The following is a 13644-nucleotide window of genomic DNA, read 5'->3' as shown; positions in this document are numbered from 1 at the left end:
GGGTGTCGCACCTCACAGCCCTCGTCTATGGTGCGAGCGCCCCCCGCGCGATGCCTGCGGGCAGCTCAGTCGTCGATGACGACCGATTCGGCCACGGGCCGGCGGGTGCGGGGCGAGAGCTCGCGCTCGCGGACGGCGGCGGGGGCGGCGTCGACGTCGCCGAGCTCACCGACGGCCATGACGGTGACGGGGATGAACGGGGCCTCGATGCCGAGCTCCACCGCGAGTGCGTCGGCGTCGAAACCGGTCATCTGGTGGGTGTAGAGGCCGTCGGCGTGGGCCTGCACGGTGAAGTGCGCGGCGGCCTGGCCGAGGTCGTAGAGCGCGGTGGGCACGGGCTTGCCGTTGTTCTCGGTCTGCGCGATGAAGACGATGAGCGCGCCCGCGGGGCCGGCCCAGGCCTGGTTGAACTCGACGAGCGTCGAGACGACCTTCTCGTGGGTCTGGGTGCCGCGTCGTGCGACGACGAAGCGCCAGGGCTGCGCGTTGAAGGCCGACGGGGCCCAGCGTGCCGCCTCCAGGGCGCTCGCGAGGGCGTCCTCGTCGACGGGGGAGACCTCGTCGTACAGGCGCGTGCTCCAGCGGGCGGCGAGGATGTCGAGGACGGGGGCGTCGGTCTCGGCGACGCGCTCTTCGATGAGGGACATGGGATTCTCCCGGGTTCGTGCGGACAGCGTCGGACTCCATCGTCCCGTCACGTGCGAACCACGGCGCGTCCCTCGACATTCCCCGTCACGAGAAACCTCTTGCGCCGGCATCCGGTCGGGGCGAATCTGTCGGCATGAGCGCATTCACCCCTGACGGGGCCTTCAGCGGGTTCAGCGTCGACGACATCGACGCGGCCCGATCGTTCTACACCGACACCCTCGGTCTCGATGTCGAGACCAACGCCATGGGCTTCCTCGAGATCCGGCTGGCGTCGGGCGGCAGCATCCTCGTCTACGCCAAACCCGACCACACGCCCGCGAGCTTCACGATCCTGAACTTCCCGGTCGACGACATCGACGCCGCCGTCGACGAGCTCCGCGAACGCGGCGTCGACACGAAGATCTACCCCGACGAGGTGTTCCCCTCCGATGAGCGGGGCATCGTGCGCGGCGGTGGCGGCGGGCCCGACATCGCCTGGTTCCGCGACCCCGCCGGAAACGTCATCGCCGTCCTTCAGGCGTGAACCGGGAGGACGGCGATGAGGGGGGAGGGCGGGTGGCCCGCCGGTGTGCGGCTCAGCGGCGCAGGGCCTCGCTGAGCTTGACGCGGGCGCCCATGCGCAGGAGCGAGTTCTCGTAGATCTTCGCTCCCACGAGGATCGCGCCGACGCAGGTCAGGAGCAGGATCGCGAGCGAGAGCAGCGGCTCCCACCACAGCGCGTCGCCGAGGAACAGGCGCATCGGCATGCCGACCGGTGCCGAGAAGGGCACGTACGACATGATCCCGAGGATCAGGGGGTTGTTCCAGGCGAAGATGACGAGGAAGTACGGCGCCATGACGAGCAGGATGAGCGGTGTCGTGGTCGCCCCGATGTCCTCCTGGCGGGAGACCATCGCGGCGGCCGCGGCGAACAGGGCGGCCAGCAGCACGAAGCCGAACAGGAAGAACACCGCGAACCAGGCGATGGGCGCGCCGATGCCCGTGAGCAGCGCGGTCTGATCCGTGACCGTCAGCCCGATCACCGCCACGGCGGCGAGGATGAGGATCTGCCCCATCGCCAGCACCGTGTTGCCGATCACCTTGCCCGCCAGCAATGCCCGGACGGGCACGGCCGAGATCAGCAGCTCGACGACGCGGGTCTGCTTCTCCTCGACGACCGACTGCGCGATCGTCGCACCGAAGGTCTGCGCCGAGATGAAGAAGATCGCGCCGAACCCGATCGCCACGATGTAGCCGAGGAATCCGGCGTCGCCGGAGGGGTCGAGCAGCTCGACCTTCGGCAGCTGCGCGAGCGACATGAGGATGGTGTTCGACACCGACGTGTCGCCGATGACGACGTATCCGCTGGGTGCGGACGCGTCGGCGACGACCGCGGCGTCGACGTCGCCGTCGCGCACGGCGCTCTCAGCGGCCGCCCGGTCGGCGACGTTCTTCACGTCGAGGCCGGGGGCGTTCTGGACGTACGAGGCGGCATCCGGGGTCACCGCGACGGGTGAGCCGCTGTCGTCCCCCGCCGAGAAACCGCCCCAGATCACGAGCGCGAGCGCGCCGAGGAAGAGGATGGCGAACGAGATGACGAAAGACTTGCTGCGCAGCTTCGAGCCGATCTCGCGCTCGGCGACGAGCCAGGTGCTCTGGGCGAATGAGGGGGATGCGGCGCTCACGGGGCGACCTCCTGGATGACTTCGGTGAAGATCTGGGCGAGTGACGGATGCCGCGGCGTGAAACTCGCGACGTCGCCGTGCTCGACGGCGCGGCGCAGCACGCGCTGAGCCGTCTCGTCGGCATCGACGTCGAACAGGGCGTAGCCGCCGTCGAACTCGACGACCTCGACGCCCGGCTCGGTGCGGATCCAGCCGGCGTCCCCCGTCGAGACGAGCTCGTAGCGGTGCCCCTGGTGCTCGCGGCGGAGCCCCTCACGGGTGCCGGCGGCGCGGATGGTGCCGCCGGCGATGATGACGAGGTCGTCGCAGAGACGCTCGACGACGTCGAGCTGGTGCGACGAGAACAGCACGCCGACGCCCTGGGCGGCCCGGGTCTGCAGGACACCGGCCACGACATCGACGGCGAGGGGGTCGAGACCCGAGAACGGCTCGTCGAGGATCAGGACCTCGGGGTCGTGCACGAGAGCGGCGGCGATCTGCGCGCGCTGCTGGTTGCCGAGCGACAGCGTCTCGATGTTGTCGTTCAGGCGCTCGCCGAGGCCGAGCTCCTCGAGCAGGGCCCGGGCACGCGACGTGGCCTCCGGCTTGGAGAAGCCGTGCAGCCGGGCCAGGTACACGATCTGCTCGAGAACCTTCATCTTGGGGTACAGGCCCCGCTCTTCGGGCATGTACCCGAAGCGGCGGCGGTCGGCAGCGGTCACCGGCGACCCGTCGAGGGTGACCTCGCCCCGGTCGCGGGAGAGCACGCCGAGCATGATGCGCATCGTCGTGGTCTTGCCCGCTCCGTTGCCGCCGACGAAACCGGTCAGCCGTCCGTCGGGCACTCGGAACCCCACGTCGTCGAGCACGCGGTGCGTGCCGTAGTTCTTGGTGATGCCGCTCAGTTCGAGCATTCCGCCTCCTTAGCCGATGACTCCACGCTAGGGAGCGAGCGGGGGCGGGCGGATCCCCCGTACGGCGGATCGTGGGCCGTGCGGCCCCGCCCGGCGGGGGAGCCGCACGGTGGAGTGGGGCAGGCGACGACCGGGTCAGCGGCGCAGGAAGGTGATGACGGGATGCCCGTCCCGTGGGTCAGCGGTGACCTCGGCGGCGACGCCGTAGACGTCGGCGATGAGCTCGGCGGTCAGCACGTCAGCCGGGGCGCCGGCGGCGACCACCCGGCCCGACCGCAGCACCATCACGGCATCGCAGTACATCGCGGCGAGGTTCAGGTCGTGGATCGCGACGATGCACGTCACGGGCAGGTCGCAGACGAGCTCGAGGAGGTCGAGCTGATGCCGGATGTCGAGGTGGTTCGTGGGTTCGTCGAGCAGCAGCTCGCGCGGCTCCTGAGCGAGAGCGCGGGCGATCTGCGCGCGCTGACGCTCGCCGCCCGAGAGGGTGTGCCAGAGCCGATCGGCTCGATCGGTGAGGGCGACGTGCTCCAGAGCACGGTCGATCGCGGCCTCGTCCGCCGCGGGATCGCCGCCGAACGCGGTGCGGTGCGGGATGCGGCCGAGGCGCACGACCTCGCGCACAGTGATGTCGACCTCGGTGTCGGCGTGCTGCGTCACCGCGGCGACGGCACGCGCGACGCGCCGCCGGCCGAGGGAGGCGAGGTCCTCGTCGTCGAGGGTCACGAGACCGGCATCCGGCCGGACGAGCCCGTGCAGCAGGCGCAGCAGCGACGACTTGCCCGACCCGTTGGGGCCGAGCAGGCCGAGCGTCCGCCCCGGCTCGGGGTGCACGCTCACGCCGTCGACGACGAGCGTTCCCGAGCGCGTCCACGACAGGTCGCGTGCGGCGAGGGTCATGCGCGGTTCCTCCGGCGGGCGAGCAGGGCGATGAAGACGGGCACGCCGACCAGCGCGGTGCCGACGCCGACGGGAAGGGGGGTCGGTGAGAACGCGACGCGCGAGCCGGCATCCACCCACACCATGAAGACCGCTCCGGCGACGACCGTGGTGGGGATGAGTCGGCCGTGGCGCGACCCGACGAGCAGGCGCGCCATGTGCGGCAGGACGAGGCCGACGAACCCGATCGCGCCGGCGACGCTGACGAGGGTGGCCGTGATCAGCGCCGTCGTCACCAGCAGGATGCCGCGCGTGCGTGCGATGTGGATGCCGAGGGACGCCGCGACCTCGTCACCGAAGACGAAGGCGTCGAGGGCCGAGGCGTAGCGCAGGCACAGCAGGGAGCCCAGCCCGACGACGACGGCGCACAGCACCACGTCGTCCCAGCGGATGCCCTCGAGCGAGCCGAGAAGCCAGAACATCACGCCGCGGGTCTCGTCGGCGTCGGCGAACGCGAAGATCACGAGCGAGGTGAGCGCCGAGAACAGCTGCGTGCTCGCGACACCGGCCAGGACGACGCGGTCGTTCCCGCCGCCGGCGAGGCGTGAGAGCAGCAGCACCACCGCGAAGGCGACGAGCGCGCCGATGAACGCGCCCCCGGACAGGCCGAGTGCGGCGCCGCCGAGGCCGAGCACGCCGATCGCGACGGCGCCGGTCGAGGCGCCGGACGAGATGCCGAGGATGAAGGGTTCCGCCAGGGGATTTCGCAGGAGCGACTGCATGATGACGCCGCAGAGCCCGAGCCCGGCACCGCACGTCGCGGCGACGAGGGCGCGCGGCAGCCGCTCCTCCCAGACGATCGCGTCCTTCGCGGCCCGGACGGGGATGTCGGTCAGACCGAGGTGGTTGGTGATGATGTCGCGCACGTTGACGAGCAGGATGTCCGCCGGGCCGAGGGTGATCGCGACGCCGACCGAGACGACGAGCAGCAGGATGCCGCCGCCGAGCAGCGCGGCCGTGGCGAGGGGGCCGCGGGTGCGGGCGCTCAGAGCTCGTCCCGGTGCTCGGCCATCCAGCTCTCGATCTTCTCGAGCCCGTCGACGAAGCGGATCGAGGGGTTCAGCTCGGCGCCGTGCAGCGCGATGTAGCGATGATTGCGCACCGCATCGATCGTGCGCGTGAGCGGATCCGACTCGAGGAAGGTGACCTTGTCGTCGAGCCGGTCGCCGGGGAACCGGTCGCGCTGCAGGTCTCCGAGGACGAGCACCTGCGGGTCGCGGTCGACGAGGTCCTCCCAGGTCGTGGCTGGCCAGTCGTCGTCGAGGTCGTCGTAGACGTTGGTGAACCCGGTCGTCGAAGCGAGCAGCGCCGCCGATCCGAGACCGCCGGCGACGTACGGCGTCTTGGTGTCGGCGAACCAGAAGGCGACGGTGGCGCCGGAGGCGTCGATGCCCGCTGTCGCCGCCGCAGCGCGCGAGCGCAGGTCGTCGACGAGCTTGTCAGCGCGGTCGGACACGTCGAAGATCCGACCCAGCTCGGTGATCTCCTGGTAGAGCGCGTCGACGGTGAGGGCTGTGGTGCGGGTGCCGCCGCCGTTGATGCTGACGCCGTTGTCGCAGTCGGTCGGCGAGAGGTAGCTGCCGATCCCGGTCTCGTCGAACCGGTCGCGCGTCGCGACGCCGCCCTGCGTGAAGTGCCGTCCGAACGAGGCGGTGACGAAGTCCGGGTCGGCACCGAGCACGACCTCGTAGGTGGGCGCGTTGTCGGCCAGGCGGGGCACCTTCTCGTTCGCCTCGGCGAGGGCGGGCAGGATCGGGTCGGTCCACGAAGCCGTGCCCACGATCCGGTCCTCGAGCCCGAGCGAGAGCAGGATCTCGGTCGAGTTCTGATCGAGCGAGACGATGCGCTGGGGTGCGGCATCCACCGTGACGGTGCGGCCGCAGTTCTCGATCGTCAGGGGGTAGGACGTCTCGCCGTTGCCGGCCGGGGTGGCCGCGCCGGCCGGGACGACCTCCGATGCGCCGCACCCCGTGAGAGCGAGAGCGACGAGCGGAACGATGGTGAGGCTGACCAGGTGACGAAGACGCACCGGAGAAGGATAGCCTCGCCTAATAAGCGTCCGCGAATCGTCGTGTTGGCGGATCCGGCCCGCGGGCGCGATGATGCGAGGATGCCCGCACCGATCGAGCGCTACGCCCTCCTCAGCAACTGCCGCAGCGCGGCGCTCGTGTCCGACCGGGGCGACCTCGACTGGCTGTGCCTTCCCCGCTACGACTCGGGATCGATCTTCGGGGCGCTGCTCGGCGACCACTCGCACGGATGCTGGAGCGTGCGGCCCCGCGACCCGGACGCGACCGCGACGCGGCGCTACGACGGTGACACGTTCGTGCTCGTGACCCGGTGGGAGTGCGCCGGCGGCGTCGCCGAGGTGCACGAGTTCATGCCGGTCCTCGACGGGGTCGATGCGGTCGTCCGGCGCGTCGTCGGCGTCGCGGGCCAGGTCGACTTCGTGAGCGAGGTGCGGTTGCGGTTCGATTACGCGCGGGCCGTTCCCTGGGTGCGGCAGATCGGCGCGGGGGACACCTCCGATGCGCTGCCGATGGGCGTCCTGCTCGCGGTGGCGGGGCCCGATGCCGTCACGCTGCGCGGCCCGCGGCTCGTCGCCCAGGACACGATGCACCGGGGCGAGTTCCGTGTCGAGGCGGGCCGCACCGTCGACTCGGTGCTGCGCTGGGAGGCCTCGTACCGCGACGTTCCGCAGCCGTTCGACGTCGACGACGCCCTCGACCGCACGCGCGGGTGGTGGACGACCTGGGCGCGGCGCATCCGCGACGGCGGGCGGTGGGGCGACCGGGTGCTGCGCTCCATGCTCGTGCTGCGGGCGCTCACCCACGCCGAGACGGGCGGCATCGTCGCCGCCGCGACGACCTCGCTGCCGGAGGACTTCGGTGGTTCGCGCAACTGGGACTACCGGTACGTGTGGCTGCGTGACGCCGCTCTCACCCTCGAGGCCTACATCTCGCACGGCTATCTCGAGGCCGCGGCGCGCTGGCGCGACTGGCTGCTGCGGGCGGTGGCCGGCGACCCGGCCGACGTGCAGATCATGTACGGCATCGCGGGGGAGCGCGACCTGCCCGAGCGCGAGCTGGAGAGCCTTCCCGGCTATGCAGGGTCGTCGCCGGTGCGCGTCGGCAACGGCGCGGTCGACCAGTACCAGGCCGACGTCATCGGCGAGGTGATGGTCGCTCTCGAAGCCGCCCGGATCGCCGGCGTCACCGAGACGTCGTTCTCGTGGGCGCTGCAGCGCGCGCTGCTCGATCAGGCCGTCGCCTGGCTCGACCGACCCGATCACGGCATCTGGGAGATCCGCGGCGAACCGCAGATGTTCACCCATTCGCGCGCGATGATCTGGGCCGCGCTCGATCGAGGCGTCCGGGCCGTGGAGGAGCACGGGCTCGACGGCGATCCCGCCAGGTGGCGGGGTCTGCGCGACCGCGTGCGCGCCGAGATCGACGCGCACGGTGTGGATGCCGCCGGCGGCCACTTCACGCAGCACTTCCGCACCGACGATGTCGACGCATCGCTGCTGCTGCTCCCGGCCGTCGGGTTCTGCGCCCCCGACGATCCGCGCATGCTCGCGACCGTCGCCCGCATCGAGAGCACGCTGCTGCGCGAGGGCCTCGTGATGCGCTACCGCACCGAGGCCGGCGTCGACGGGCTGGCCGGCACGGAGCATCCCTTCCTCGCCTGCTCGTTCTGGCTCGTCGAGCAGTACGCGGCGACCGGACGCATCGACGACGCCACCGCGCTCATGGACCGCTTGTGCGGGCTCGCGAATGACGTCGGACTGCTGTCGGAGGAGTACGACGTCACTGGAGGAAGACAGGCGGGCAACACCCCTCAGGCGCTGTCTCATCTCGCGCTCGTGGGCGCGGCCGATGCGCTGGCGGGCCACGGCGGACGCGCGGCGCACCGCCGATGAGCCGATCCGGGCCGCCGGCCGGCGCCGCCCGGGCGTTCATCGTGCAGATATGCGCGGGGCCTATGATGCCCGGGTGACGTCTCTTCCGGCATCCCCCCGCCGCTCGACGCGCCGCCAACGATTGGCGGCGTTCGGCCGAACCCGTCGAGGTCTCGTCACTGGATTCGTGGCCTTCCACGCCGCCTACATCCTCGCCCTCCTGCCCCTCATCATCGCGGGCGGCACGGAGGGCGATCTGCCGCTGTACCGGCAGTGGGCGCAGGATGCCGTGCAGGGGACCTGGCCCATCATCGACTTCGAGTGGGTGTACCCGGCGGGCGCGCTGCTGCCGATCGTCGCGCCGATCGCGCTCGGCCCCTACCTGTATCAGCTCGTCTGGCTGCTCATGCTCGCCGGTGCCAACTGGCTCGCACTCGCCGCGATCGCCGGCGCGCGGCTGCAGCGGCGCTCGGCTTACCCGGCCGCCTGGTACTGGCTGCTCAGCATTCTGCTTCTCGCCCCCGTGTCGATGCTGCGCCTGGAGGGGGTCGCCGCGCCGCTCGCCATCGCCGGGCTCGTCTGGGTCTCGCGGCGGCCCGTCGTGGCCGGAGCGCTCATCGCCCTGGCGACCTGGATCAAGGTCTGGCCCGCCGCCATCGCGGCCGCCGTGGTCGCTGTGTGCCGCAGCCGCTGGTGGGTCGCCCTGGGCGGCATCGCGGCGAGCGTCGTCATCATGGTCGCCATCGTCCTCGCGGGTGGTGCCTCGAACCTCTTCAGCTTCCTGACGATTCAGGGAACGCGTGCGCCGCAGCTCGAAGCGCCCGTTGCGACCCCCTGGGTCTGGGCGACGATCTGGGAGATGCCCGGAGCGCGGATCCAGCAGAACGACGAGCTCGCGACCCGCGAGGTGGTCGGATACGGGGCGATGGCCGCCGGAGAGATCGTGGGGTGGCTGATGATCGTCGCATTCGCGGGGATCGCCCTGCTGCTGGTGCGTGCGCGGATGACCTGGGTCGCCGGCGCGCCGCGCACCGAGCTCGCGGAGGGACGACTCGTCGTGCTCGGGGCCTTCGCTCTCACCGCGGCGCTCATCGTCTTCAACAAGGTCGGCTCGCCGCAGTACATGCTGTGGATCGCCCCGATCGTCGTGGTCGGTCTCCTCGTCGATCCCGACCGGTGGCGGACACCGGCGAAGTGGATGGCGGTGACGAGCTTCCTCACGACCCTCGTCTTCCCGATCTTCTACATGCCTCTCGTGCGAGCCGATCCCTTCGCGGCGAGCCTGCTTCTCGCCCGGAACGTGCTGCTGGTCGGACTGTTCATCTGGAGCATCCAGGCGCTCTGGCGCGTCGCGATGCCGCGCGCGGTCCGGCCCCTCTCGATGCCGCTGCCGCGCCCCTCGCGCTCGCCCGTCTCAGACCCGGCCTGAACCGTCAGGCCCAGCCGTTGCGGTGGGCCAGGACGACGGCGGCCACGCGGTCGCGGGCGCCGAGCTTGATGAGGATGTTCGACACGTGCGTCTTCACCGTGGCGTCGCCGATGAAGAGCTCGCGCGCGATCTCGGCGTTGCTGAGCGCCCGCGCGAGGAGGCGCAGCACCTCCGCCTCGCGCTCGGTGAGGCCGTGATCGGCAGGAGTCGACGTCGGCGGCGCGGCGGGTGCTTCGACGGCCGAGGCGGTCGCGTCGGGCGGGCCGCCCGCGAAGCGCTCGATGACCCGCCGCGTGACCTCCGGAGCGAGGAGGGCGTCACCGGCGGCGGCCACCCGCACGGCGGCGGCGAGCTCCTCGGGCCCGGCGTTCTTCAGCAGGAAGCCGCTGGCCCCGGCCTGCAACGCCTGAAACAGGTAGTCGTCGCGGTCGAAGGTCGTCACGACGACGACTGCGCTGGAGTTGCGTGGGTCGGCGACGATGCGGCGGGTCGCTTCGAGTCCGTCGAGGACGGGCATCTGAACGTCCATGAAGACGACGTCCGGCTGCAGGCGCGCGACCGTCTCGACGGCCTCGGCGCCGTCGCCGGCCTCGCCCACGACGGCGATGTCGCCGCTCGCCTCGAGGATCATGCGGAATCCGGCCCGCATGACGGCATGGTCGTCGACGAGCACCACCGACGTGGGCGTGGCGGTGGTGCTCACGCGAGAACCTCCTCGGCGCTCGGCTGGGACGACCGCGCACTCGCGGGAACACGGGCCCGGACGAGGAATCCCCCACGCGGACGCGGTGCCGCCTCGAGCCATCCGCCCGACGCAGCCGCGCGCTCGCGCATGCCCACGAGGCCGAGGCCCGGTATCGATCCGAACCGCACGCGCCCATCGTTGGCGACCTCGAGCTCGATCTCGTCGCCGTCGAATCGCAAGCGCACGTCGGCGCGCGCGTCGGGCCCGCCGTGGCGGCGGGCGTTCGTCAGCGCCTCCTGCGCGATGCGGTACAGGTTCACCTGCGCGACCTCGGATGCCGCCACCGGCTCGCCCACGACAGCGAAGGTGGTCGGCATACCGTTCTCCTCGGAGTACCGTACGAGCTCCTCGATCGCGTCGAGCCGCAGCGTCGAGTCATGCGGGGCCGTGGCATCCGGGGTCCGCAGCGTCTCGAGCAGCTGCCGCAGCTCCGTCAGCGACGCCCGTGCCGACTCCTCGACCACGGTGAGCGCGCGCCGCGCCGCGTCGGGGTCGCGGTCGAGCACCGTGCGTGCGGCGCCGGCCTGCACGCCCATCGCCGAGACGTGGTGCGCGACGACGTCGTGCAGCTCGCGGGCGATGCGGACGCGGTCGAGCGCGACCGCTTGGGCCGCGGTGATCTCGCGCTCGTGCTCGAGCTCGCGGGTGCGCTGTTCGAGCTCCTCTCGGCTGAGCGCGCCCGCGTAGGCCCGCTCGCCGAAGGCGAAGGCACCCGCGAAGAAGACGACGTTGAAGAGGAACTGCAGCATCATCATCGCTGCGACGGGGGAGAACAGCGAGAACTCCGCGGCGCTGTCGCTGCCCTGCTCGCTCGCCGCCTGGAACATCGCCGCCAGCAGCCAGAAGAACATGCCGATGATGACCACGACGCGGACGATCATCGCCCGGCGCCGGTCGACGACCCAGGCGCCGACCGAGTACATCGCGATGAACAGGGCGATGCTGCCGACGTACATCTCGGGGACGTGCACCGACATGCCGACGAAGTAGACGACCGCGACGGCGATGAGCGACACCTCCGGGATGCGGCGACGCAACGCGAGCGGCGCCGTCAGTGCGACGCAGTAGAGCAGGCCCCAGCCGAGGTGCGGGGAATCGCCTCCCCAGACCTGGGCGACGCTTCCGAGCCAGGTGCTGAGGATCGCACTCACGAGCAGCGCGGCGGCGAGCCACAGATCGTTGCGCAGTTGCTCGGGGGTCGGGGCGAGGCGCTCGTCGGGAACGGGGGTGGCCACGGACATGCCTTCCACGCTACGGGGCGCGCCGGGGCGCGGCATCCCCCGTGCGGGGGAGCCGGTCGGTCGGCACGACGGTCAGAAGATCATCGGGCGATCGTCGTCGTCGTCACCGTCGAGGTCGAGGTCGACGACGACGGGGACGTGATCGCTGGGCGCCTCGCCCTTGCGCTGGTCACGGTGGATGGCGGCGCCCGTGACGGCGTCGGCGAAGGCCGGCGAGCCGAGGATGAAGTCGATGCGCAGGCCCTCGTTGCGGGGGAAGCGCAGCTGCTTGTAGTCCCAATAGGTGAACCCGGTCGGGACCAGCGGCCGCACCGTGTCGGCGAGCCCGGCGTCGAGCAGCGCCTGGAAGGCGGCGCGCTCGGCCGGGGACACGTGGGTCGTGACGCCCTCGATGAGGCTGGGGTCGCCGACGTCCTCGGGCGTGGGGCAGATGTTGAAGTCGCCGGTGAGCGCCAGGGCGAGGTCGGGCGATGCTGCGAGGGTGTCGCGCGTGTACTGCTCGAGCGCCTGCAGCCAGTGCAGCTTGTAGACGTAGTGCGGGTCGTCGAGCGACCGGCCGTTCGGGACGTACAGGCTCCACACCCGGACGCCGCCGACCGTCGCGGCGATGGCCCGCGCCTCCTGCGGCGCGTCGGGTCCCTCGTGCCCCTTGAGGAAGCCCGGCATCCCGGGAAAACCGATCTGCACGTCGGTCATCGGCTCGCGGCTGGCGATCGCGACGCCGTTCCACTGGTTCAGGCCGTGCAGCTCGACGTGGTAGCCCGCGGCCTCGAACTGCTCCATCGGGAACTGCTCGGGCTTGCACTTGATCTCCTGCATCGCCAGGACGTCGATGTCTTCGTTGACGGCGAAGCCGACGATGCGGTCGACGCGAGCGCGGATCGAGTTGACGTTCCAGGTGGCGATGCGCATGCCTCCAGCCTATTCGGAGCATCGGACGTCGCCCGCTGCGCGGCATCCGGATACCGTCGGGGGATGGTCACGCGACTGCTGCTCATCGCCGACACCCATGTTCCCGGGCGGGCGCGGGTGCTGCCGGATGCCGTGCTCGCCGCAGCGGATGCGGCGGACCTCATCGTCCACGCGGGCGACTGGGTCGCGGCATCCGTCCTCGACGAGCTCGAGGAGCACGGCGAGGTGCTGGGGGTGTGGGGCAACAACGACGGAGCCGACCTGCGCGCTCGGCTGCCCGAGGTCGCGCGTCGCACGATCGAGGGACTCCGGTTCGCGGTCGTGCACGAGACGGGGGCGGCGACGGGGCGCGAGCGACGGATGGATGTCGCGTACCCCGACGACGACGTGCTCGTGTTCGGGCACAGCCACATCCCCTGGGACACGACGACCCCGCGCGGGCTCCGGCTGCTCAATCCGGGCTCGCCCACCGACCGGCGCCGCCAGCCGCACAAGACCTTTCTCACGCTCACGGTTGAGGCGGGCGAGCTCCGTGATGTCGAGCTCGTCGTGGTCTGAGCGGCGCGAGGCGCGCGCGCTCCGCTCGTAGAATCGGGGTCATGACCGTCGCAGGCACGCCCGAGCTCGAAGCCGACCGCCAGGACCTCATCCGGCTGATTCAGGACGAGGCGGTGTTCCACGGCGACTTCACCCTCTCGAGCGGCAAGAAGGCGACGTACTACGTCGACATGCGGCGCCTGACCCTCGACCACCGGGCCGCGCCCGCGATCGGCCGCATCATGCTCGACCTCATCTCGGACATCGACGGCGTCGTCGCCGTCGGCGGTCTCACTCTCGGCGCCGACCCGATCGCGAACGCCGTCATGCACGAGTCGGTGCGTGCCGGTCGCCCCCTCGACGCGTTCGTCGTGCGCAAGGAGCCCAAGGACCACGGCCGCGGTCGCCAGATCGAGGGCGCGGATGTCGCGGGCAAGCGCGTCGTCGTCGTCGAGGACACCTCGACCACCGGCCAGTCCGCGCTCAAGGCCGTCGAGGCGCTGCGGCGCGAGGGCGCTGAGCCCGTCGCGGTGGCCGTCATCGTCGACCGCAAGACCGGCGCGCAGGCGGCGGTCGAGGAGGCCGGGCTGCAGTGGCTCGCCGCGATCGACCTCGACGACCTGGGCCTCGCGCCGCAGTAGGGCGCTTCACCTGGCAGCATCCGCCGCTTCCAGCCGCATGAGGGGGCGTGAACTGCCAAACGAACCGCCCCGCGGAGGAATAGCGCGCAGGGTG

14 protein-coding genes are annotated in these 13644 nt (G+C 71.4%); 5 read left to right on the top strand and 9 right to left on the bottom strand.

The window, feature by feature from the left end:
- Positions 1 to 65 precede the first annotated feature (65 nt).
- Positions 66 to 647, bottom strand: a complete 582-nt coding sequence (locus tag MTS1_RS07540; protein WP_023952802.1) for a nitroreductase family protein — start codon at positions 645 to 647, stop codon at positions 66 to 68.
- Positions 648 to 781: 134 nt separating this feature from the next.
- Between MTS1_RS07540 and MTS1_RS07535 the strand changes: the two genes are divergently transcribed.
- Positions 782 to 1171, top strand: a complete 390-nt coding sequence (locus MTS1_RS07535) for a VOC family protein (RefSeq protein WP_023952800.1) — start codon at positions 782 to 784, stop codon at positions 1169 to 1171.
- Positions 1172 to 1223: 52 nt separating this feature from the next.
- On the opposite strand, the gene MTS1_RS07530 is transcribed toward MTS1_RS07535, so the two are convergent.
- From MTS1_RS07530 to MTS1_RS07510, 5 genes are all read right to left on the bottom strand, one after another.
- Positions 1224 to 2312, bottom strand: a complete 1089-nt coding sequence (locus MTS1_RS07530; RefSeq protein ID WP_023952798.1) for an ABC transporter permease — start codon at positions 2310 to 2312, stop codon at positions 1224 to 1226.
- Positions 2309 to 3205 carry an ABC transporter ATP-binding protein gene (locus MTS1_RS07525; protein ID WP_023952797.1) on the bottom strand — a complete coding sequence of 299 codons (897 nt, stop codon included), beginning with the start codon at positions 3203 to 3205 and terminating at the stop codon, positions 2309 to 2311. Before MTS1_RS07525 ends, MTS1_RS07530 begins: the two co-directional genes overlap by 4 nt.
- A gap of 135 nt (positions 3206 to 3340) precedes the next feature.
- Positions 3341 to 4105, bottom strand: a complete 765-nt coding sequence (locus MTS1_RS07520; protein WP_023952794.1) for an ABC transporter ATP-binding protein — start codon at positions 4103 to 4105, stop codon at positions 3341 to 3343.
- Positions 4102 to 5133: an iron ABC transporter permease gene (locus MTS1_RS07515; protein ID WP_052007626.1), complete on the bottom strand. Its 1032-nt coding sequence runs from the start codon at positions 5131 to 5133 to the stop codon at positions 4102 to 4104. Before MTS1_RS07515 ends, MTS1_RS07520 begins: the two co-directional genes overlap by 4 nt.
- Positions 5130 to 6173 carry an ABC transporter substrate-binding protein gene (locus MTS1_RS07510; protein WP_023952790.1) on the bottom strand — a complete coding sequence of 348 codons (1044 nt, stop codon included), beginning with the start codon at positions 6171 to 6173 and terminating at the stop codon, positions 5130 to 5132. Before MTS1_RS07510 ends, MTS1_RS07515 begins: the two co-directional genes overlap by 4 nt.
- An 81-nt stretch (positions 6174 to 6254) precedes the next feature.
- Here MTS1_RS07510 and MTS1_RS07505 point away from each other — a divergent pair, with 81 nt between their 5' ends.
- A complete protein-coding gene (locus MTS1_RS07505) occupies positions 6255 to 8066 on the top strand; it encodes a glycoside hydrolase family 15 protein (RefSeq protein WP_036304694.1) in 1812 nt (603 codons plus the stop codon).
- A gap of 73 nt (positions 8067 to 8139) precedes the next feature.
- Complete coding sequence (locus tag MTS1_RS07500; RefSeq protein WP_233494907.1) at positions 8140 to 9474, top strand: DUF2029 domain-containing protein; 1335 nt, start codon at positions 8140 to 8142, stop codon at positions 9472 to 9474.
- A 4-nt stretch (positions 9475 to 9478) separates the two neighbouring features.
- Here the strand turns inward: MTS1_RS07500 and MTS1_RS07495 are convergent, their stop codons facing one another.
- The 3 genes from MTS1_RS07495 to MTS1_RS07485 all read right to left on the bottom strand — a co-directional run bounded on the left by MTS1_RS07495 (position 9479) and on the right by MTS1_RS07485 (position 12372).
- The gene (locus MTS1_RS07495) at positions 9479 to 10123 is read right to left on the bottom strand and encodes a response regulator transcription factor (protein WP_052007807.1); all 645 of its coding nucleotides are present in this window, start codon (positions 10121 to 10123) and stop codon (positions 9479 to 9481) included.
- 50 nt (positions 10124 to 10173) lie between these two features.
- Positions 10174 to 11460, bottom strand: coding sequence for a sensor histidine kinase (locus MTS1_RS07490; RefSeq protein ID WP_023952788.1), 1287 nt, complete (start codon positions 11458 to 11460; stop codon positions 10174 to 10176).
- A gap of 72 nt (positions 11461 to 11532) precedes the next feature.
- Positions 11533 to 12372, bottom strand: coding sequence for an exodeoxyribonuclease III (locus tag MTS1_RS07485; protein ID WP_023952787.1), 840 nt, complete (start codon positions 12370 to 12372; stop codon positions 11533 to 11535).
- Between the two features lie 63 nt (positions 12373 to 12435).
- Between MTS1_RS07485 and MTS1_RS07480 the strand changes: the two genes are divergently transcribed.
- Both MTS1_RS07480 and pyrE read left to right on the top strand, forming a co-directional pair.
- Positions 12436 to 12930, top strand: a complete 495-nt coding sequence (locus tag MTS1_RS07480; RefSeq protein WP_023952784.1) for a metallophosphoesterase family protein — start codon at positions 12436 to 12438, stop codon at positions 12928 to 12930.
- A 41-nt stretch (positions 12931 to 12971) separates the two neighbouring features.
- Positions 12972 to 13550 carry an orotate phosphoribosyltransferase gene (gene pyrE, locus MTS1_RS07475; protein ID WP_023952782.1) on the top strand — a complete coding sequence of 193 codons (579 nt, stop codon included), beginning with the start codon at positions 12972 to 12974 and terminating at the stop codon, positions 13548 to 13550.
- Positions 13551 to 13644 lie beyond the last annotated feature (94 nt).

The organism is Microbacterium sp. TS-1 (genome assembly GCF_000509385.1).
Lineage (GTDB): Bacteria > Actinomycetota > Actinomycetes > Actinomycetales > Microbacteriaceae > Microbacterium > Microbacterium arborescens.
The sequence above is the reverse complement of the archived record's forward strand: the minus strand, read 5'-3'. Positions and strand labels throughout refer to the sequence as shown.

Excerpts from the sequence above, each read along its gene's own strand:
- MTS1_RS07520 (WP_023952794.1), bottom strand. The coding sequence starts at position 4,105 with ATGACCCTCGCCGCACGCGACCTGTCGTGGACGCGCTCGGGAACGCTC.
- MTS1_RS07505 (WP_036304694.1), top strand. The coding sequence starts at position 6,255 with ATGCCCGCACCGATCGAGCGCTACGCCCTCCTCAGCAACTGCCGCAGC.
- MTS1_RS07525 (WP_023952797.1), bottom strand. The coding sequence starts at position 3,205 with ATGCTCGAACTGAGCGGCATCACCAAGAACTACGGCACGCACCGCGTG.
- MTS1_RS07490 (WP_023952788.1), bottom strand. The coding sequence starts at position 11,460 with ATGTCCGTGGCCACCCCCGTTCCCGACGAGCGCCTCGCCCCGACCCCC.
- MTS1_RS07535 (WP_023952800.1), top strand. The coding sequence starts at position 782 with ATGAGCGCATTCACCCCTGACGGGGCCTTCAGCGGGTTCAGCGTCGAC.
- MTS1_RS07485 (WP_023952787.1), bottom strand. The coding sequence starts at position 12,372 with ATGCGCATCGCCACCTGGAACGTCAACTCGATCCGCGCTCGCGTCGAC.
- MTS1_RS07495 (WP_052007807.1), bottom strand. The coding sequence starts at position 10,123 with ATGCGGGCCGGATTCCGCATGATCCTCGAGGCGAGCGGCGACATCGCC.
- MTS1_RS07480 (WP_023952784.1), top strand. The coding sequence starts at position 12,436 with ATGGTCACGCGACTGCTGCTCATCGCCGACACCCATGTTCCCGGGCGG.
- MTS1_RS07540 (WP_023952802.1), bottom strand. The coding sequence starts at position 647 with ATGTCCCTCATCGAAGAGCGCGTCGCCGAGACCGACGCCCCCGTCCTC.
- pyrE (WP_023952782.1), top strand. The coding sequence starts at position 12,972 with ATGACCGTCGCAGGCACGCCCGAGCTCGAAGCCGACCGCCAGGACCTC.